17 protein-coding genes are annotated in these 18681 nt (G+C 65.8%); 2 read left to right on the top strand and 15 right to left on the bottom strand.

What is annotated here, in order from left to right; genetic code table 11:
• The first annotated feature begins 124 nt into the window (after nucleotides 1–124).
• The gene (locus FJV43_RS29985) at nucleotides 125–763 is read left to right on the top strand and encodes a cation transporter (RefSeq protein ID WP_239622582.1); all 639 of its coding nucleotides are present in this window, start codon (nucleotides 125–127) and stop codon (nucleotides 761–763) included.
• A gap of 395 nt (nucleotides 764–1158) precedes the next feature.
• On the opposite strand, the gene FJV43_RS29980 is transcribed toward FJV43_RS29985, so the two are convergent.
• From FJV43_RS29980 to FJV43_RS29955, 6 genes are all read right to left on the bottom strand, one after another.
• On the bottom strand, nucleotides 1159–2655 hold the full coding sequence (locus FJV43_RS29980) for an ABC transporter substrate-binding protein (RefSeq protein WP_239622580.1): 1497 nt from the start codon (nucleotides 2653–2655) through the stop codon (nucleotides 1159–1161).
• A 50-nt stretch (nucleotides 2656–2705) separates the two neighbouring features.
• A complete protein-coding gene (locus FJV43_RS29975) occupies nucleotides 2706–3716 on the bottom strand; it encodes an oligopeptide/dipeptide ABC transporter ATP-binding protein (protein ID WP_239622579.1) in 1011 nt (336 codons plus the stop codon).
• Nucleotides 3713–4726: an ABC transporter ATP-binding protein gene (locus FJV43_RS29970; RefSeq protein WP_239629677.1), complete on the bottom strand. Its 1014-nt coding sequence runs from the start codon at nucleotides 4724–4726 to the stop codon at nucleotides 3713–3715. The genes FJV43_RS29975 and FJV43_RS29970 overlap by 4 nt, the downstream gene beginning before the upstream one ends.
• Nucleotides 4727–4728: 2 nt before the next feature.
• Nucleotides 4729–5616, bottom strand: coding sequence for an ABC transporter permease (locus FJV43_RS29965; protein ID WP_239622578.1), 888 nt, complete (start codon nucleotides 5614–5616; stop codon nucleotides 4729–4731).
• Nucleotides 5613–6563, bottom strand: a complete 951-nt coding sequence (locus FJV43_RS29960) for an ABC transporter permease (RefSeq protein WP_035669781.1) — start codon at nucleotides 6561–6563, stop codon at nucleotides 5613–5615. The genes FJV43_RS29965 and FJV43_RS29960 overlap by 4 nt, the downstream gene beginning before the upstream one ends.
• A gap of 99 nt (nucleotides 6564–6662) precedes the next feature.
• Nucleotides 6663–8084: an amidase gene (locus FJV43_RS29955; protein ID WP_239629675.1), complete on the bottom strand. Its 1422-nt coding sequence runs from the start codon at nucleotides 8082–8084 to the stop codon at nucleotides 6663–6665.
• Between the two features lie 124 nt (nucleotides 8085–8208).
• Here FJV43_RS29955 and FJV43_RS29950 point away from each other — a divergent pair, with 124 nt between their 5' ends.
• Nucleotides 8209–9096 (top strand): LysR substrate-binding domain-containing protein, encoded by an 888-nt coding sequence (locus FJV43_RS29950; protein WP_239622576.1) that lies wholly within the window; start codon nucleotides 8209–8211, stop codon nucleotides 9094–9096.
• Nucleotides 9097–9102: 6 nt separating this feature from the next.
• Here the strand turns inward: FJV43_RS29950 and FJV43_RS29945 are convergent, their stop codons facing one another.
• From FJV43_RS29945 to FJV43_RS29905, 9 genes are all read right to left on the bottom strand, one after another.
• Nucleotides 9103–10038 (bottom strand): carbohydrate kinase, encoded by a 936-nt coding sequence (locus FJV43_RS29945; protein WP_239622574.1) that lies wholly within the window; start codon nucleotides 10036–10038, stop codon nucleotides 9103–9105.
• A gap of 5 nt (nucleotides 10039–10043) precedes the next feature.
• Nucleotides 10044–11696, bottom strand: a complete 1653-nt coding sequence (locus FJV43_RS29940) for an FGGY-family carbohydrate kinase (RefSeq protein WP_239622573.1) — start codon at nucleotides 11694–11696, stop codon at nucleotides 10044–10046.
• Between the two features lie 39 nt (nucleotides 11697–11735).
• Entirely contained in the window at nucleotides 11736–12509 is a 774-nt protein-coding gene (locus tag FJV43_RS29935; RefSeq protein WP_131870097.1) for an SDR family NAD(P)-dependent oxidoreductase, read from the bottom strand.
• Between the two features lie 31 nt (nucleotides 12510–12540).
• Nucleotides 12541–13548: an ABC transporter ATP-binding protein gene (locus FJV43_RS29930; protein ID WP_239622571.1), complete on the bottom strand. Its 1008-nt coding sequence runs from the start codon at nucleotides 13546–13548 to the stop codon at nucleotides 12541–12543.
• A gap of 15 nt (nucleotides 13549–13563) precedes the next feature.
• The gene (locus FJV43_RS29925; RefSeq protein ID WP_239622570.1) at nucleotides 13564–14394 is read right to left on the bottom strand and encodes a carbohydrate ABC transporter permease; all 831 of its coding nucleotides are present in this window, start codon (nucleotides 14392–14394) and stop codon (nucleotides 13564–13566) included.
• Between the two features lie 4 nt (nucleotides 14395–14398).
• Nucleotides 14399–15271 (bottom strand): sugar ABC transporter permease, encoded by an 873-nt coding sequence (locus tag FJV43_RS29920; protein ID WP_239622569.1) that lies wholly within the window; start codon nucleotides 15269–15271, stop codon nucleotides 14399–14401.
• Nucleotides 15272–15423: 152 nt separating this feature from the next.
• Entirely contained in the window at nucleotides 15424–16734 is a 1311-nt protein-coding gene (locus FJV43_RS29915) for a sugar ABC transporter substrate-binding protein (RefSeq protein ID WP_239622568.1), read from the bottom strand.
• Nucleotides 16735–17049: 315 nt separating this feature from the next.
• Nucleotides 17050–18000 carry a sugar-binding domain-containing protein gene (locus tag FJV43_RS29910; protein ID WP_239622566.1) on the bottom strand — a complete coding sequence of 317 codons (951 nt, stop codon included), beginning with the start codon at nucleotides 17998–18000 and terminating at the stop codon, nucleotides 17050–17052.
• A 7-nt stretch (nucleotides 18001–18007) separates the two neighbouring features.
• Nucleotides 18008–18670, bottom strand: coding sequence for an HAD family hydrolase (locus FJV43_RS29905; protein WP_239622565.1), 663 nt, complete (start codon nucleotides 18668–18670; stop codon nucleotides 18008–18010).
• Nucleotides 18671–18681 lie beyond the last annotated feature (11 nt).

Here is an 18681-nt window from a genome sequence, read left to right as displayed (position 1 = left end):
GTGATACTCATGCGGCCATGGCAAACCCTTGGCTTCTGGTGAAACGAATTCGCGGCAAAGACGATTGAAGCGACGAGAGTTTCGGGCGGACAAGCACGATGACGAAGCCTCGACGGAGGTGGGCATGGCAAACTGCGGTGGCTGTTGCGGCAGCAATGTAAAATTTGAGGGCCTTTCCTCAGACTACAAGCGGCGGCTGTGGACAGTAATCGCGCTCAATGCCGGCATGTTCATCGTCGAAACGGCAGGCGGTCATCTGGCGGGATCGAAGGCGCTGCAGGCTGACGCCCTGGATTTCCTGGGCGATGCTTTGACCTATGGGATCACGCTCGCAGCGATCGGGGCGACGGTGGCAATCCGGGCCAAGGCGGCCCTCTTCAAGGGCTTCACGCTGTTCGTGATGGGCCTGTGGGTCTTTGGATCGACGGCATATCACGTCATTGTTCTGGACGTCCCACGGGCCGAGTTGATGAGCGCGATCGGCTTTCTCGCGCTGTGTGCCAACGTCTCGAGTGTCTTGCTGTTGATGAGATACAAGGATGGCGACGCCAATGTGCGATCCGTCTGGCTGTGCTCACGGAACGATGCCATCGGCAACGTTGCCGTAATGGTCGCGGCGGGGGCCGTGTGGCTCACGGCGTCGAAGTGGCCCGACCTCATCGTTGCGGCATTGATGGCCGGACTTTTCCTGTCCTCCGCGTTCCAGATTCTTCGCCAGTCGCTCGCGGAGTTGCGGGCTCCGGTTGGCGTTGCCGCCGAGTAATTTCCGGCCCCGAGGTGCGGCTTGATCACGGGCGGAATCCAGGGGTGGGCTGCGCATCCGCCATAGCGGCATGCCGTGGGCGCACGCGCTCACCGACAAGCGCGGAAGGGGCGCGATGACGGCATCGCCGCGCCACGGCTTCTTCAGGGCTGCCCCGCCTGATGGCGCGTCCCGAACCACGAGACCGCCGACGATCGCATCATGCCAGTGTTTTGCCCGACGGGTCAACGTCGGCCCCTTCGCGCAGACCACGCAAGGCGCAACGCGCAAGCCTTTGAAATGACTGGCCCCGTCTACTGTGCATGGGGTTGTTTTTCAGGTTTTTGTTTTGGACCCCATAAATCCTCTCTCGGGAGAATGGACACGGTCCTTTCGACTTGATCTCGCGGCGGCCCCTACTCCCAATACCAGGTCGAGAAATCGTTCTCGTACTGCGGCACGTCTTTCCAGACGCCCTTCAGCTTCTTGTTGGTGATGGTGATCAGCTGCGGCTGGTAGAGGTAGGCGGAGACCGCGTCGGTCGCGAGCATGCGCTGGGCGTCGCCGAGCAGCTTGGCGCGTGCCGCCTCGTCCGGCGTCGACACGATCTGCTTGTAGAGCGCGTTGAACTTCTCGTTGTTGTAGCCGAGGTAGTAGTCCGGCTCGGTGATCTTGACGAGGTCGAACGGCTCGACATGGCTGACGATGGTGAGATCAAAATTGTGTGGACCGTTGGGCGCGAACACCTGCGACAGCCACTGCGCCCATTCGACGTTCTCGATCTTGGCGATGATGCCGACCTTGGCGAGCTGAGCTGCGACGATCTCGCCGCCCTGCCGCGCGTAGGACGGCGGCGGCAGCTTGAGCGAGAGCTCGAGCGGCGTGGTGACGCCGGCTTCAGTGAGCAGCTTCTTGGCCTTCTCGGGGTCGTAGGGGTTGATGCCGGTGGTGTCGACATAGCCAAGCGCCCCCGGGACGTAGAAGCTGCCGATCGGCGTGCCGAAGCCATCGACGGCGCCCTCGATGATCGCCTTGCGGTCGATCGCGGCGAGGATGGCGCGGCGGACGCGGACGTCGTCCAGCGGCTTCTTCCGGTGGTTGATGCCGACGATGGTCTTGGCCCTGGAACCGCCGACCTGGACGTTGAAGCGCGGATCGGCCCTGAACTGAGCGATCGCGCGCTGTGCGGAGACGCGCGGGAACGCATCGACGTCACCCGAGAGCAGCGCGGCGGTCTGCGCCGCCGGTTCGGAGATGAAGCGGATCGTCACCTTTGATAGCTTGACCGCGGCGGCATTGCGGTAGTCGGCCCATTTGGTCAGCGTGATCGAGGAGCCCTTGGCCCAGGCGCCGAGCTGGTAGGGCCCGGTGCCGACCGGCTGCGTGACGTTGGTGGCCGCGCTCTTCGGCTCCACGATCGAGCCGCTCGCCTGCCCGAGCAGGAACGGCAGGTTCGGCTCGCCATATTTCATGGTGATCACGACGGTGTCGGCGTCGGGCGCATCGACCTTCTCGATGGCCTGGAACAGGCTCTTGTCCTTGTTGGTGCTGGTCGGCGCGGCGTTGCGCTCGAACGAGAACTTCACCGCCGCGGAATTGAACGGCTCGCCGTTGTGGAATTTGACGCCCTTGCGCAGTTTGAACGTGTAGGTCTTCAGGTCGGGCGAAGCGGTCCAGCTCTCGGCCAGCAGCGGCGCGACCGAGCCGTCCTCGTTGATCTTGGTCAGCGTCTCATAGATGTTGTAGAGCGTGACCTCGGCGATCGCGGCGGCGGCGGCATTGGTGGGATCGAGCCCCGGCGGCTCCAGCGCCATCGCCATGACGACGCTGTCCTTCTTGCCCTGCGCCAGCACCGGCAAAGGCGCTGCGGCAAGTGTGAGGGCAAATGCGACGATCGACAGTTTCCTGAACATGCGTGACTCCCCGGCCTGTGCTTAAGCCTACGCCAATCCTGCTGCGAACACTAACCTTCCATGGCCGCCTGCGGCAACGCCATCGCGGCCTCGGCCTTGTGGCAGGCGGCAAGGTGCCCCTCCCCGACCTTGCGTAACTCAGGCAGAACCTCGCGGCAATGCTGGTCGGCGAGCGGACAGCGCGCGACATAGGGGCAGCCGGTCGCCGCCGCCGATTGCGAGGCGATCGCCTGCGCTCCGCGCCGCCGCCGGCCCCCGACGGGGCGCGCCCGCGGTACGGCATCCAGGAGTGCTCGCGTATAGGGATGGGCGCAGCGCTCGAACAGATCCTCCGGCCGCCCCTGCTCGACGATCCGGCCGAGATACATCACCGCGACCTCGTCGCAGAGATAGTCGACGACGGCGAGGTCGTGGCTGATCAGGATGTAGCTGAGGCCGAACTGCTCCTGGAGGTCCTGCATCAGGTTCAGCACCTGCGCCTGCACGGAGACGTCGAGCGCGGAGACCGGCTCGTCGGCGACGATCAGCTTCGGCTGCGTGATCAGCGCACGCGCAATCGCAATGCGCTGGCGCTGGCCACCGGAGAATTCGTGCGGGTACTTGTCCATGTCCGCATCGCGCAGGCCGACCTGCCGCAGCACCGCGGCGACGCGTTCGCGGAACGTGGTGCGGTCCGCGCCTTCGAGCACGGTCAGCGGCTCGGCGACGATGCGCGCGATGGTCTGGCGCGGATCGAGCGAGCCATAGGGGTCCTGGAACACCATCTGGAAATCGCGCCTTGCGCGGCGCAGCTCGTCGGCGGAGATGCGGTTGAGATCGCGGCCGAGCAGCGCGACCTCCCCTGACGTCGGCCGCTCCAGCGCCATCACCAGCCGCGCGAAAGTCGACTTGCCCGATCCGGACTCGCCGACGACGCCGAGGCTCTTGCCGGCGGCGACCTGCACGCTCACGCCGTTGAGCGCACGCACCTGTCCCGGCGGCCGGAACAGGCTTTCGCGCGGCAGCGCGTAACGCTGCACCAGATCCTTCACGTCGAGAAGAGGCTCTGCTGCGGCGGTCATGCGGTCAGCGCTCCGACGCGCTCTGCCATCGACACATCCGTCCTGATGCAGCGTACGAGGTGGCCGGGGCCGACGTCCACCATCGGCGGCAGCGCGGCGCGGCACCGATCGATCACGAGCGGACAGCGATCGGAGAAGGTGCAGCCGGACGGCAAATCGGCGAGCTCCGGCACCGTGCCCGAGATGGTCTTCAGCCGCGTCCCCTTGCGTGCGCCGAGCTTCGGCCGCGCGCGAAACAGGCCCTGCGTGTAGGGATGTCCCATCCGGCGGAACACCTCGTTGGTCGGCCCGCTCTCGACGACGGCACCGCCATACATCACCATCATGCGCTGCACGTTCGCGGCGATGACGCCGAGATCGTGCGAAATCAGGATCATCGACATGCCGCGCTCCTCGACGAGATCGGCAATGAGGTCGAGGATCTGGCCCTGGATGGTGACGTCGAGTGCGGTGGTCGGCTCGTCCGCGATCAACAGGTCGGGCTCGCAGGCGAGCGCCATGGCGATGGTGATGCGCTGGCGCTGGCCGCCGGAGAACTGGTGGGGATAGGCGTCGACGCGCCGTGCGGGATCGGGCAGCCCGACGCGGTCGAGCAAGGCGATCGCTTCGCGCCGCGCCTGCGCCGCCGAATATTTCTTGTGGCGGCGCAGCGGCTCGGCGACCTGATGGCCGATCGTGTGCATCGGGTTGAGCGCGGTCATCGGCTCCTGGAAGATCATGCTGATGCGGTTGCCGCGCAACCGGCAATAATCGCCATCCGAAAGCCCGACGAGCTCCTTGCCATCCAGCTTGATGCTGCCGGTGACGGCCGCACTGTCCGGCAGCAGGCCCATCAACGACAACGCGGTGACCGACTTGCCGCAGCCGGATTCGCCGACGAGCCCGAGCGTCTCGCCGCGCTCGAGCGAGAAGCCGACGCCGCGCACCGCCTGCGCCGGTCCGCGGCTGGTGTTGAGGCGGACGCCGAGATTGCCGACTTCGATCAGCGGCACGTTGGTGCGCTCGCCCATCATTATCGCTCCCGCGCCAGCCTGGGATCGAGCAGGTCGCGCAGCCCATCCCCGAGCAGATTGAGACCCAGCACCGCGATCGCGATCGCCGCACCCGGATAGACCGCGAGCATCGGCGACTGGAACAGCAGCGTCTGCGCATCGTTCAGCATCCGCCCCCAGGACGGCTGCGGCGGCTGCGTGCCGAGGCCGAGATAGGACAGCGCGGCTTCGGCGAGGATGGCGAGCGCAAACTGGATGGTGACCTGCACGATCAGGATCGACAGGATGTTGGGCAGCACGTGCTCGATGGTGATGCGAAAGCGTCCCTTCCCTGCCGCGCGCGCGGCCAGCACGAATTCGCGCGCCCAGATCGCATTGGCCGAGCCGCGCGTCAGCCGCGTCAGTGTCGGGATCTGGAAGATGCCGATCGCGATGATCGAGGTCACCATGCCTGGCCCTACGACCGCGGCGAGCATGATCGCGGAGAGCACGGCCGGAAAGGCGAAAGTAAAGTCGGAAAAGCGCATGATGATCTCTTCCGTCCAGCCGCGCCGGGCCGAGGCGATCAGGCCGAGCGTGACGCCGAAGGTGAGACCGATACTGACGGCGATGACACCGACCATGATGGTGGATCTGGCACCGGCGAGCAGCAGCGAGACGATGTCGCGGCCGAAGGAATCGGTGCCGAGCCAATGCGCCGCTGAGGGCGGCCGGAGCTTCGATGCGATGTCGATCTCGTAAGGAGACCAGGGCGTCCACACCAGCGACAGCAGCGCCGAGGCGAGCACCAGCAGGCTCAGCGCAGCGCCGAGCACGAAGCTGCGATGGCGCAGTGCTCGACGGACGAAAGTGCGGGCCGGCAGAGGCCGCGTTGCGATCGGCGCATCGATGGTCAGGGGCTCGCTCACAGGTCGTGGACCTTGATGCGGGGATCGATGAAGGCGTAGAGCACGTCGACCACGAAATTGACGATGACGACCATGGCGGCGAGCAGCATCACGCAGTTGCGCACCACGATCAGATCGCGGTTGGCGATCGACTGGAAGATCAGCCGGCCGAGGCCCGGCAGGTAGAACACATTCTCGATCACGATGGTGCCGGCGAGCAGATTGGCGAATTGCAGCCCCATCACCGTCATCACGGGGATCATGGCATTGCGCAGCACATGGCTCCACAGCACCTCGCGCTTGCCGAGGCCCTTTGCGCGTGCAGTGCGGACGAAATCCTCGCGCAGCACTTCGAGCACGGCCGAACGTGTGACGCGCGCGAGGATGGCGGCCTGCACCACTGCGAGCGAGATTGCCGGCAGCAGCAGCGACTTCACGCCGAGCCAGATGCCGTCGTCCCAGCCGGCAAAGCCGCCCGCCGAGAGCCATTGCAGGCGCACCGAGAACAACAGCACCAGCAGGATGGCGAACCAGAAGTTCGGCAGCGCGATGCCGACCTGGGTCAGCGACATCACGCCGACGTCGCCGAGCTTGTTGTGATTGGCGGCGGTGTAGATGCCGGCGGAGAGCGCCAGCGTCACGGTGATGGTCATAGCCATGATCGCGAGCGGAATGGTCAGCATCAGCCGCTCCGCGATCAGGCTGGCGACCGGCGTGCCGTAGGCATAGGAGTTGCCGAGATCGCCGACGAGCAGCCCCTTGATCCAGTGCAGATAGCGGACCGCCAGCGGCTGGTCGAGCCCGAGCTTGACGGTGAGCGCGCGTACCGCATCCGCCGAGGCATCGGCGCCCATCAGCATCTGCGCGGCATTGCCGGGAAGCGCGTCGAGCACCAGGAAGATGATCAGCGATGCGCCGACCAGCGTCGCGAGCAAGGTCAACAGACGTCGGAGGACAAAGACGCTCATGCGCGCTCGGCTTCAGGGCTCACCTGCGGCACGATCAACATGTCTGGACCCCGGAGGCAAGTCCTTTGCACACGCGCCCCTTGCTGCATGCCCATGTCCTCAAGCCGGCCAGCGGGACAGAAGATCGCTCGAAGCCTCGAACATAGCGCTCACGCGCAGCAATTCCGCATCGGCGCGGAAGCGGCCGACGAGTTGAATCCCGATCGGCAGGCCGTCGCGGGCAAAACCCGAGGGCAGGCTGATCGCGGGATGGCCGGTCATGTTGAAGGGCATGGTCCAGGGGAACCAGTGCGGCCGGACGCTGTCGAAATGCCGACCATCGATCTCGATGCTGCCGAACAGGTCCTGCTCGATCGGCAGCGCGGTGCGCGTGAGGGTCGGCGTCGCCAGAAAGTGCCCGCGCGCAAGCAGCGATTGCAGGCGGCGGAACAGCGCGGTGCGCGCGAACATCGCCTCCTGGTAGTCGACGCCGCTGACGTCGGTGGCGAGCGCAAGCTGCTTGAGAAAGGCCTCGCTCAGCTGGTCCCTGTGCTCTGCCGCAAGTTTTGCAAAGCGCGTGCGCCAGACCGTGTGGTTGATGGCGCGCCAGATCGGCTCGATGTCGAAACCATCGCCGGAGAACTCCTCGAGCTCGGCACCGAGCCCTGCCAGCCGGTCGAGGCTCGCCTTGAAATTGGCGGCGACCTCAGTGGACACCGGCCGGCCCGGCGGCGTCAGGCAATACAGGATCCTCTGCCCGCGCAGATCGCCGCGTCGGGCGGCCGTACCGACGAAATCGGGCACGGGCACGCCAATCGACCAGGGATCGCAGGCATCCTCGCCGGCCATCGCCTGCAACATCAGCGCGGTGTCGGCGACGGTGCGGGTGGTCGGTGTGACATAGGTCTGGTTACCGAACACATCCAGCGCCTGGCTGTGCGGGACGACGCCGTTGCTCTCCTTCAGCCCGACCACGCCGTTGCAGGCGGCCGGAATTCGCGTCGAGCCGCCTCCGTCGGTCGCGATCGCGAGCGGTGCGATGCCGCTGGCAACGGCGACCGCGGCGCCGCCGCTGGAGCCGCCGGAGGACCGGTCGGCACTCCACGCATTGCGGGTGCGACCGAACAAGGGCGAGTCGGTCAGGCACTTGCTGCCGAACTCCGGCGTCGTGGTCTTGCCGATCAGGATCGCGCCCTCGCTGCGCAGCCGCGCCACCGCCACGGCGTCCTCGTTCGGCACATTGTCCTTGTAGGGAACGGCGCCGAAGGTGGTCTTGACGCCCCTGGTGTTGACGATGTCCTTGACGGTAACGGGGATGCCGTGCAGCAGGCCGAGCAGTTCGCCGGCCATCACCTTGCGCTCGGCTTCGCGCGCCGCTGCAATCGCCTCATCGCCGCACAGGGTGATGAAACAGTTGAGCGCGGGCTGGAGCGCCTCGGCGCGCGCGAGAACGGCTCGGACGATCTCGACTGGCGAAATCCGCTTTCCGGCGATGAGGCCGCGCAGCTCGGTTGCGGACAAGCGACAGGGATCGCCGTTCATGGTCACATCGCGCTCCGAAGCGGGCCGCCATTGGCCCGAAGACATTGACAGCAAGAATGACAGCCTTGTTAACTCGCCGTCCAATACGATTTTTGCCGTCAGCCCATATATTTTCGGTATGCCAATGGATCTTCGCCGGCTCCGCTATTTCGTCGCCGTTGCCGAGGCGCGCAGCGTCGGCAAGGCGGCCGAGCGGCTGCGGATGGCGCAACCACCGCTCTCGGTGCAAATCCGCAAGCTCGAGGCCGAAGTCGGCGCGCCTTTGTTCCGCCGCGGCACGCGCGGCATGGACCTGACCGAGGCCGGCCAGGCCCTGCTGGCGCGCGCCGGCGAGGCGCTGGCCCTGGCGGCCGACGGCATCGAAGCCGCGCGCGCGGTTGCGGCCGGGCGGCGCGGGCGGATCTCGATCGGCTACATGTTCGCGCTGGCAAATGCGGTACTGCCGCGCCTGATTCCCGAGTTGCGGCGCTCCATTCCCGGCGTCGAGCTTCATTTTGCCGAGCTCAGCGGCTCGACGCGCGAGGCGCGGCTGCTCGACCGCAGCGTCACGGTCGCGCTGTGCATGCCGGCGATCAACCATCCCGAAATCCAGGTGGCGCGGGTCGGCGCGCAACCTCTCATGCTGGCGATGCCGATCCGATCGCCGCTCTCCCGCCTCGGCGCGGTGCCGATGGCGAAATTGCACGGCCGGCCGCTGATCGCGCTGCCGCGGCCGGAGCAGGACCCCGCCTCCTCTGCGGTGACGGCGTTGCTGCGGCGACATCAGGTGGTGATGCCGATCGCCAGCCGGGTGGAAACCGTGCATTCGGCGATGAGCCTCGTGCTGGCCGGCGAAGGGCTCGCGATCCTGCCCGCCTGCGCCAAGCTCGGCGCGCCGCAGGGCATCGTGTTCCGGCCGTTGCGGGACGCAACCGACTCCATCGACGTCGCCGTATGCTGGCGGCGCGACTCGCACAGCCCGCTGATCCGCACCTTCCTCAAGTGCGCCGAGAAGGTCGTCGCACCAATGTGACGCGGATTACCAACTCCAATTGATCTCATCGCTCCAGGGTGGATCGGCGCCCGGGCGGGTGCAGGTCAGGCCCGCGCAATTGGCGGCAAAGGACAGTGCGCGGCGGAGCTCGTCCGCTCCGATCTTGCTCAGTTTCTCGCGCACCAGCCCGCCCTGCTTGTGCAGGGCGAAGAGCAGCGCCGCCTGAAAACTGTCGCCGGCGCCAATGGTGTCGGCAACTTCGACCTTCGGCGCGGGGACTTCGATCTGCCCTGCCCCCGCGTGCCACGCAATCGCGCCGTCGTTGCCGCGGGTGATGACGATGAGGCTTATACCCTGTGCGAGCAGCGTGCTCGCGCGCTGATGATACGGCTCGTCGCCGAAGAGATAGGCGAAATCGACGTCCGACATCTTGATGAGATCGGCGCTTCCCGCGAACTCGGCCATGCGCGCGAGATAGGCCGGCTTGTCGCTGACGAGGTTCGGGCGGCAGTTCGGATCGAAGCAGATCGTGGACGACGCGCGCGCGTCCGCGATCAACGCCTTGGTCTCGGCCGCGCCATGGTCGTTGACCAGCGTGGTCGAGCCGACATGAACGGCTTCGACGCTCGCGAATGGAATGGATCCGCGCCGGTAGGTCCAGTTCCGCGTCGCGGTCTCGGCATCGTAGAACGCGTAGTGCGACTCGCCCGCGACGATGCGGACGAAGGCGAGCGTGGTCTGGTGATCGCTGCGGGTGGCGAGACTGATATCGACATTGGAGGCCGCGGCGTGATCGGCGATCATTCGCCCGAACAGGTCGGTCGAGACGCCGCCGACGAAACCGGTCGGCGCGCCCAGCCGCGCCATGCCGATCGCGACGTTGAGGCAGGAACCGCCGACCGCCGGCATCACGGCCTCGCGCCCGTCGATGTTTCGCGTCGGTACGAAATCGATCAGTGCATCGCCGCAGGCAATCAGCATGTCCTTCAACCTCGTTCGACGCCGCGCATCGCCGCGCGGCTGCCGCGATCGACCTCGCGCAGCAGCTTGTAGACGTCGCGCTTGCGGGCGTGAAACGCGGTCATATCAGGCGCAGTCGGCTCGCTCTTCCGCCCCAGCGCCGACATTTTGGCCATGGTCTCGGCTATCGTGGCATAGGCGCCGCCGGCCACCGCCCCCAGCATCGCGGCGCCCAGCAGCACGGGCTCCTTCGTCTGCGGCAGCGCGACGCTGAGACCGGTCGTATCCGCCATGATCTGCCGCACCAGAGGACTGCGGCTGGCGCCGCCGCCCATGATCATGATGTTCGAGCGCACGCCATGCGCGGCAAAGGCTTCGATCACCTCGGCAAGACCATAAGCGAGCCCGCAGAGGCCGGCGACGAACAACCGCTCCATGGAGGCGATGTCGGTGTCGAGATCGAGACCGGCGATCACCGCGCGCGTGTCAGGATCGGCATAGGGAGAGCGGTTGCCGATGAATTCAGGCAGCACATGAACGTCACGCGCGAGCAGCGCCGCGCGGCTGGCATCGCCGGCACGCGCCATGATGCGGCGCTCCAGGAAGTCGATGAGGTCGAGGCCTTCCCTGCGTGCCGCCGCGCCCGCCTCGCCGAAACCGGGATGCGACTTGAGGAGATGGTCGATCGCCGCGCCCGCGGCCGACTGGCCGCCCTCGTTGAGCCAGAACTCCGGGACCATGCCGGAATAATAAGGCCCCCACACGCCGGGGACGAAGCACGGCTCTTTCGTCGTCGCCATGATGCAGGCCGACGTTCCCATGATGTAGGCAAGACGGTCGCTGACATCGCCCGCCCCGCCCGCCCCGCCCGCCCCATCGCGGCCGCCGATCGCGCCGACACCGCCGGCATGCGCGTCGATCAGCGACGCGCCGACCGGCGTGCCCGGTGCCAGACCGAACTCGGTCGCGGCGGCACGCGTGAGGCCTGCGCCGAGCCGCGTGCCGGGTGCGACGATCTCGGTGCCAATGCGCGCATAGTTCTCGGCGACGAAGTCGGATAGGCCGATGCGCTTGAAGAACGGCGCACTCCAGCCGCCATCATGGGCGAGGTAGTTCCACTTGCAGGTGACGGTGCAGGTCGAACGCTGCAGTGCGCCGGTCGCACGCCAGGTCAGATAGTCGGCCAGATCGAAGAAGTGACCGGCGGCGTCAAAACTCGCGCGCAGATGCCGCTTCAGCCATAGCAGCTTCGGCATCTCCATCTCCGGCGAGATCGAGCCGCCGACATAGCGCAGCACGGCATCCTCGGTCTCGTTGATCAGCCGCGCCTCGGCCGTGGCGCGATGGTCCATCCAGACGATGACGTTGCGCTGCGCCTCGCCGGACGCGCTGACGGTGAGTGGCTCGCCTTGCGGATCAAGCACCACAAGGGAACAGGTGGCGTCAAAGCCGATGCCGCCGATGCTGTCGGGTGCAATCGCGGCCTCCGCCATCGCCGCCCGCACCGACTTGCAGCAGGCCTCCCAGATGTCCTGGGAGGACTGCTCGACGATGTCGCCGGCCTCCTGCCAGATCCGGATCGGATGCCTGGCGGTGGCGAGCAGGATACCGGCCTCGTCAAACACCCCTGCCCGCGTGCTCGTGGTCCCCACGTCGACGCCGATATACGCTCGCGGCATTGTCGCTCCCGGTCGCTTCTCGCCAGTTTTGACGCAAGCCTACCAGCAAGTGTAGCCGCCATCCACCAGCACGATGCTGCCTGTCATCAGGCTCGCGGCTTCCGAAGAGAGGAACAGCACGACGGAGGCGATCTCCTCGACCTGCCCCATCCGCGCCATCGGGGTTCCGCCGATCCAGGCGTCGTACATCTTCGGATTGCTCTTCACGAAGGCATTCAGCGGCGTCTCGATATAGGTCGGCGCCACCGCGTTGACGCGGATGCCGCGCGCGCCCCATTCGGCGGCGAGCGACTTGGTCAGATGGTGCACTCCGGCCTTGGAGGCGTTGTAGAAGCATTGTTCCTGCGGCTTGTTGACGATGAAGCCGGACATCGAGCCGACGTTGACGATGGCGCCGCTCCTGGCCTTGAGCATGTGCTTGCCGAATTCGCGGCAACACCAAAACGTGCCATTGAGGTTGACGTCGATGACGTTGAGCCAGTGCTCGTCGGTCACAGTCTCGGCCGGGGTCTCGCTGCGCGCGATGCCGGCATTGTTGACGAGGATATCGACCTTGCCATGGCGGGCGACGAGGTCGTTCGCGACCTCCGCCACGCGCCTGGTGTCGGTGACGTCCATGATCGCGGTCTCGATGTCGAAGCCCTTCGCCTTCAGGCCGGCTTTGGCGCTGTCGGCGACCTTGCCGTCGCGGTCTCCGATCACGACCCTGGCGCCGGCCTCGGCCAGCGCTTCGGCGCAGGCGAGGCCAATGCCCTGGCCTCCGCCGGTGATGAACGCGGTCTTGCCGTTCAGCTTGAATTTTTCGAGGTACATGATCGTCTTTCCGTTGTCTCGTCGTTTCTTGTCAGCCCCGAAGAGCGTTGCCGCTCGCGTCGAAGCGGTGGATGCGCGCGGGATCCGGCAGCAGCGACACGCGATCGCCGGCATGCAGGCTCAATTCGCCGATGTAGCGCGCGGTCAGCATGCCGAGCGGACCGGCATCGACGTAGAGAAACGTGTCGCTGCCGAGATGCTCCGCGACCGCGATCGTCCCCTGCCAGCCGCCACCGCCGTCACGCTCGATCTTGAGGTGCTCAGGCCGCACGCCGATGGTGGCGGCGCCATGCTGCAAGGCGAACTCGCCGGTGACGAAATTCATCTTGGGCGAGCCGATGAAGCCGGCGACGAAGAGGTTGGCGGGCTTCTCGTAAAGCTCCAGCGGCGAGCCATATTGCTCGATCTTGCCGCTGTTGAGCACGACGATCTTGTCGGCCATGGTCATGGCCTCGACCTGATCGTGGGTAACGTAGATCGCGGTGGTGCCTAGCTGCTTCTGCAGCCGCGTCACCTCGATCCGCATCTGCACGCGCAGCGCCGCATCGAGATTTGAGAGCGGTTCGTCGAACAGGAAGGCCTTGGGCTCGCGCACGATGGCGCGGCCGATGGCGACACGCTGGCGCTGACCGCCGGAGAGCTCGCGCGGCTTGCGGTCGAGATAGGGCGTGAGGTTCAGCGTCGCCGCTGCCGCCTCGACCTTGCGGTTGATCTCGTCCTTCGGCAGCCCTGCCATCTTCAGGCCGAAACCGATATTGCCGCGCACGCTCATATGCGGATAGAGCGCGTATGACTGGAACACCATCGACAGTCCGCGCTTGGCCGGGGGCGTATCGACCACATTCTTGCCGTCGATCAGGATCTTGCCGCCGGAGACGTCCTCGAGCCCCGCGATCAGGCGCAGCAGCGTGGTCTTGCCGCAACCGGAGGGACCGACGAACACCACGAAGGAGCCGTCGGAGATGTCCAGGTCGGCGCCCTTGATGATGTGCACGGGGCCGAAGGATTTTTGCACGCCCTGGAGTGTGATCTGACCCATGATACGCCAGCCCCTCTACTTCACCGCGCCGAAAGTCAGCCCGCGCACGAGCTGCTTCTGGCTGAACCAGCCGAGGACGAGAATGGGCGCGATCGCCAGCGTGGACGCCGCCGACAGCTTCGCCCAGAACAGCCCTTCCGGGCTCGAATAGGACGCGATGAACGTGGTGAGCGGCGCGGCGTTCGAGGTCGACAGATTGAGCGTCCAGAACGCCTCGTTCCAGGCCAGGATCAGGTTGAGCAACAGGGTCGATGCGAGCCCCGGGATCGCCATCGGCGTCAGCACATAGACCAGTTCGCGGCCGATGGTGGCGCCGTCCATCCGCGCGGCCTCCAGGATGTCGCGCGGGATCTCCTTGAAATAGGTGAACAGCATCCAGATCACGATCGGCAGATTGCCGAGGCAGAGGATGAAGACGAGACCGATGCGGGAATCGAGCAGTCCGAAGGACTTGTAGATCAGATAGATCGGCACCAGCACGCCGACCGGCGGCATCATCTTGGTCGAGAGCATCCAGAGCAGGATGTCCTTGGTGCGCCTGGTCGGCGAGAACGCCATCGACCAGGCCGCGGGAATGGCGATCAAAAGCGCTATCAGCGTCGAGCCACCGGCGATGATGATCGAGTTCATCGCGTGGTGGAAATAGTCGCTGCGCTCCTGCACGGTCGCGTAATTCTCCGTGGTCCAGTGAAAGAACAGGAAGGACGGCGGTATCGCAAACGCCTCGAGCTCGGTCTTGAAGCTCGCCAGCACCATCCAGAGGATCGGGAAGAAAATCAGGAAGCCGAAGAACCACGCTCCGATCGTCGAGACCACCACCCGCTGTGTTGTCGACTTGCGCGCCATGATGTCAGGCTTCCAGGTTGCGGCCGACGATGCGGACGAGGAAGAAGGCGACGACGTTGGCGATCACCACGGCGACGAGGCCGCCCGCGGAGGCGGTGCCGACGTCGAACTGGATCAGCGCCTGCGAATAGATCAGGAAGGCGATGTTGGTGGTCTGCAGGCCAGGCCCGCCGCCGGTCGTGACGAAGATTTCGGCGAACACCGTCAGCAGGAAGATGGTCTCGATCAGGATCACCACGGTGATCGGACGCGCGAGGTGCGGCAGCGTGATGTAGATGAAGGTCGAGATCGCGCTGGCGCCGTCCATCTCTGCGGCCTCCTTCTGCTCCTCGTCGAGCGATTGCAGTGCGGTCAGCAGGATCAGCGTCGCGAAGGGCAGCCATTGCCAGGCGACGATCAGGATCACCGCGAGCAGCGGCGCGTCGGTGAACCAGTCGATCGGCGTCAGGTGAAACAACTGGGCGAGCCAGGCGAACAGGCCCGAGACCGGGTGCATCAACAGGTTCTTCCAGACCAGCGCGCTCACGGTCGGCATCACGAAGAATGGCGCGATCACCATCAGCCGGACGAAATTGCGTCCGATCACGGGCTGGTCCATCAGCAGCGCCAAGGGGATGCCGAGCAGGATCGTCAGTGCCAGGACAGAGCCGACCAGCACCAGCGTGTTCCGGAGCGAGGCAAGGAATGCGGGATCGGTGAGGAAGTAGCGGAAATTCTCCAGCCCGACGAAGGATTCCGAGCCGGGATCGAGCAGGCTGTAATGCAGCGTCGAGAAGTAGAGCGTCAGCGCGAGCGGGACGATCATCCAGATGAACAGCAGCCCGACCGCCGGCGCCAGGAGCGAGCGCGCGAGAAGCTGCGTCTGCCGGGTTGCCATCCGTGACCTCTCCTTCAGAGCGTTTTCGAGCGAAGTGGAGACCGGTTCGCGGGAAGAAAACGCGTCAAAATGAAACCTCGCGAAGAAGGCGGCCATCCATCCGGGGACGGGCGGATGGCCGCGAGTCTGAGCTCAGGAGGAAGAGCTCGGGTTCACTTGATATAGCCGGCGCGCTTCATCTCGCGCTCGGTTGCGGATTGGGCGGCGGTCAGCGCAGCATCGACCGTCATCGATCCCGCGAGCGCGGCCGAGAACTGCTGGCCCACCTGCGTGCCGATACCCTGGAATTCCGGGATCGCGGCATATTGCACGCCGACATAGGGCACCGGCTTCACGGTCGGCTTGTTCGGATCGGCGGCATCGATCGAGGCCAGCGTCAGCTTGGCGAAGGGGGCGACCTTCAGATATTCAGGATTCTGGTAGAGCGAGGTGCGCGTGCCCGGCGGCACATTGGCCCAGCCGTCTTTGGACGCCACGAGCTTGGTGTAGTCCTTGCTCGTCGCCCAGGCGATGAACTTCTCGGCCGCTTCGGTCTTCTTGGAGCCGGCTGGGATTGCGAGATTCCAGGCCCACAGCCAGTTGGCGTTCTTGCCGAGCCCGGTGTTCGGCGCGAGCGCGAAGCCGACCTTGTCGGCGACCTTGGAGTCCTTGGGATTGGTGACGAAGGACGCCGCGACCGTGGCATCGATCCACATGGCGCATTTGCCCGCGTTGAACAGCGCCAGGTTCTCGTTGAAGCCGTTGGAGCTTGCGCCCGGAGGACCGGCCTCCTTCATCAGATTGACGTAGGTCGTCAGCGTCGCCTTCCATTCCGGCGTGTTGAACTGCGGCTCCCACTTCTCGTCGAACCAGCGCGCGCCGTAGGAATTGGCCATCGCCGAGAGGAACGCCATGTTCTCGCCCCAGCCGGCCTTGCCGCGCAGGCAAATGCCGTAGGTGCCGGCGCTCTTGTCGGTGAGCTTCTTGGCGGCATCGATGACGAAATCCCAGGTCGGCTTTTCCGGCATTTTCAGACCGGCCTTCTCGAACAGATCGGTGCGATACATCACCATGGAACTCTCGCCGTAGAACGGAGCGGCATAGAGCTTGCCGTCGGCGGAGACTGAGTCCCTGATCTTGGGCAGGAGGTCGGCGACGTCGTAATCGGCGCCGAGATTGGCGAGCGGCACCAGCCAGCCCTTCTTGGCCCAGATCGGCACTTCATAGGTGCCGATGGTGAGCACGTCGAACTGACCGCCCTTGGTGGCGATGTCGGTGGTGACGCGCTGGCGCAGCACGTTCTCCTCCAGCGTCACCCATTTCACGGTGATGTCGGGGTTCTTCTTGGTGAACTCACCCGTCAGCCCCTGCATACGGATCATGTCGCCATTGTTGACGGTCGCGATCGTGAGGGTGGTTTCGGCCATCGCAGGGACGGCCAGCAGGACAGACGCGCCGCAGACGGCGCCGAGGACGTGTTTCACGGTGACCTCCCTTGGCTTTGCGCTTTTGAGCATATGCCCACGCATTGGGCGTATGTTCAACGGACGGGCGGCGCTTGTCAAGCACGCGCGCGGACGTTTGCGCACCTTATGAGTGCTGCGGTGCGGGAGTGACGACAGGTGTTGCCCACCAGACTGTCATGCTCCGCGGAAGCGGGGCATCCAGTATTCCGTGTCGTCTTGTTGGTTTGCCTCAAGCGGGGCCGCGGCGTACTGGATCGTCCGCCTTCGCGGACGATGACAATGGGTGCGGATGGAAAGACCGCCCGCCTCACTGACGCTGGAAGCGCAAGCGCCCTACCGCTCCAGAATCGCCCTCGCGGTCGTCTCGTCGGTGATCAGCCCGTTGATCAGGCCCCCGTTCAACGCGGCGGCGATCGCCGTAACCTTGGCCGCGCCCACTGCCGCACCGATCGTCGTGGTCTTCGCCGGCACTTCCGGCGGGATGCTGGTCAGGCGCTTGTTGGTGCCGGCCTTGAGCAGACGGCCCCTGGAATCATAGGCCCAGCCGGTGATCTCGCCGATGGCGCCAAGCCGCATCATCTCGAACAATTCGTCGCGGGTGACGAAGCCGTCGATGTGGACCTGCGCCTTCTGGTCCATCTGGCCGATGCCGACGAGACGCAAATCGGCCTTGGCCGCGACCGCCTTCACCTTCGCGATCGGCTCGATGCGCACCATCCTGTTGCGCTCGTCTTCCGACGACATCAGGAACGGCAGCGGCATCGGATAGTGCCGCGCGCCGGTGCGGTCGGCGAGCCGGCCGACGGTGTCGTAGAAGCTCGCCGAACCGTCGGCGGAGATGTTGCCGACCAGCGAGACGATCTGGTGATTGGGCCGGTCGATCGGCGTGACGCGCTCGACCGCGGCGCGCACCGCGCGGCCGGTGCCGAGCGCGACGATGACGGGCGTCTCCGATCGCAGCGTCGTGTCCAGCAGGTTGGCGCAGCGTTCGGCGATGCCGGCGGTCGCCTGCGGCGCGCCGGGATCGGCCGGCACCACCTCGCAATGGACGAGATCGAACCGCTCCTTCAGCCGCGCCGCCAATTCCATGCAGGCGGCGATCGGATGCTCGAGCCGGAAAGTGATGAGACGTTCGGCCAGGCACAGCGACACCAGCCGCTGCGCCGAGGCGCGCGAGACCTGGAGCATCCTTGCGATCTCGTCCTGGGTATGGCCGGCAATGAAATAGAGCCAGCCGGCGCGGGCGGCATCGTCGAGCCTCGACTTGTCGTTCTCGGCGGCCATGCGGGCCTCACGCCTCCCAGAAATCGCTCATATGCGCGAAGACCCGATCGGCCCCGGCGGCGGACAATATAGCGCGGCCGTCGCGCGCGCGATAATGGCTGCCGCCGACAAATCCCCAGACGGTCATGCCGGCCGCCTTGCCCGCCTGCACGCCGCTGACACTGTCCTCGATCACCAGCGTGCGCGCAGGTTGCGCCCCCATCTTCTCCGCCGCATAGAGGAAGAGATCGGGTGCCGGCTTGCCGCGCGCGACCATCTGCGCGGTATAGATCCGATCGCCGAAATGCGCCCGCAGATCGGTGACGTCGAGCGAGAGCGAGACGCGATCGATGTCGCTCGATGAGGCCACGCAGACCGGCACGGTCACCCCCGAGATCACCGCCCGTACCCCCGGGATTGGCTCCAGCGAGGCGGCAAACGACTCGAGCACGCGCGACTTCAATCCCGGCAGGAAGCTGTCCGGTAGCGACTGCCCGAGATCACGATAATGCTGCTCGATCGCCTTGGTGCTGCGCCCGAGAAACAGGTCCAGCGCCTGCGCCTCGCTGAGCGTGAATCCGAACCCGGCCAGCACTTCGGACAGGCAACGACAGCTCAAGAGCTCGCTGTCGACGAGCACGCCGTCGCAGTCGAAGATGATCAGATCGGGTTGTGGCCGGCATGGGTTCATCCAGCCATTCG

Origin of the sequence: Bradyrhizobium sp. I71 (assembly GCF_022354745.1) — a bacterium.
GTDB lineage: Bacteria > Pseudomonadota > Alphaproteobacteria > Rhizobiales > Xanthobacteraceae > Bradyrhizobium > Bradyrhizobium liaoningense.
The sequence above is the reverse complement of the archived record's forward strand: the minus strand, read 5'-3'. Positions and strand labels throughout refer to the sequence as shown.

Bases quoted from the DNA above. Each gene is read 5' to 3' on its own strand.
- FJV43_RS29985 (WP_239622582.1), top strand. From the start codon at position 125: ATGGCAAACTGCGGTGGCTGTTGCGGCAGCAATGTAAAATTTGAGGGC.
- FJV43_RS29980 (WP_239622580.1), bottom strand. From the start codon at position 2,655: ATGTTCAGGAAACTGTCGATCGTCGCATTTGCCCTCACACTTGCCGCA.
- FJV43_RS29975 (WP_239622579.1), bottom strand. From the start codon at position 3,716: ATGACCGCCGCAGCAGAGCCTCTTCTCGACGTGAAGGATCTGGTGCAG.
- FJV43_RS29970 (WP_239629677.1), bottom strand. From the start codon at position 4,726: ATGGGCGAGCGCACCAACGTGCCGCTGATCGAAGTCGGCAATCTCGGC.
- FJV43_RS29960 (WP_035669781.1), bottom strand. From the start codon at position 6,563: ATGAGCGTCTTTGTCCTCCGACGTCTGTTGACCTTGCTCGCGACGCTG.
- FJV43_RS29955 (WP_239629675.1), bottom strand. From the start codon at position 8,084: ATGAACGGCGATCCCTGTCGCTTGTCCGCAACCGAGCTGCGCGGCCTC.
- FJV43_RS29950 (WP_239622576.1), top strand. From the start codon at position 8,209: ATGGATCTTCGCCGGCTCCGCTATTTCGTCGCCGTTGCCGAGGCGCGC.
- FJV43_RS29945 (WP_239622574.1), bottom strand. From the start codon at position 10,038: ATGCTGATTGCCTGCGGCGATGCACTGATCGATTTCGTACCGACGCGA.
- FJV43_RS29940 (WP_239622573.1), bottom strand. From the start codon at position 11,696: ATGCCGCGAGCGTATATCGGCGTCGACGTGGGGACCACGAGCACGCGG.
- FJV43_RS29935 (WP_131870097.1), bottom strand. From the start codon at position 12,509: ATGTACCTCGAAAAATTCAAGCTGAACGGCAAGACCGCGTTCATCACC.
- FJV43_RS29930 (WP_239622571.1), bottom strand. From the start codon at position 13,548: ATGGGTCAGATCACACTCCAGGGCGTGCAAAAATCCTTCGGCCCCGTG.
- FJV43_RS29925 (WP_239622570.1), bottom strand. From the start codon at position 14,394: ATGGCGCGCAAGTCGACAACACAGCGGGTGGTGGTCTCGACGATCGGA.
- FJV43_RS29920 (WP_239622569.1), bottom strand. From the start codon at position 15,271: ATGGCAACCCGGCAGACGCAGCTTCTCGCGCGCTCGCTCCTGGCGCCG.
- FJV43_RS29910 (WP_239622566.1), bottom strand. From the start codon at position 18,000: ATGGCCGCCGAGAACGACAAGTCGAGGCTCGACGATGCCGCCCGCGCC.
- FJV43_RS29905 (WP_239622565.1), bottom strand. From the start codon at position 18,670: ATGAACCCATGCCGGCCACAACCCGATCTGATCATCTTCGACTGCGAC.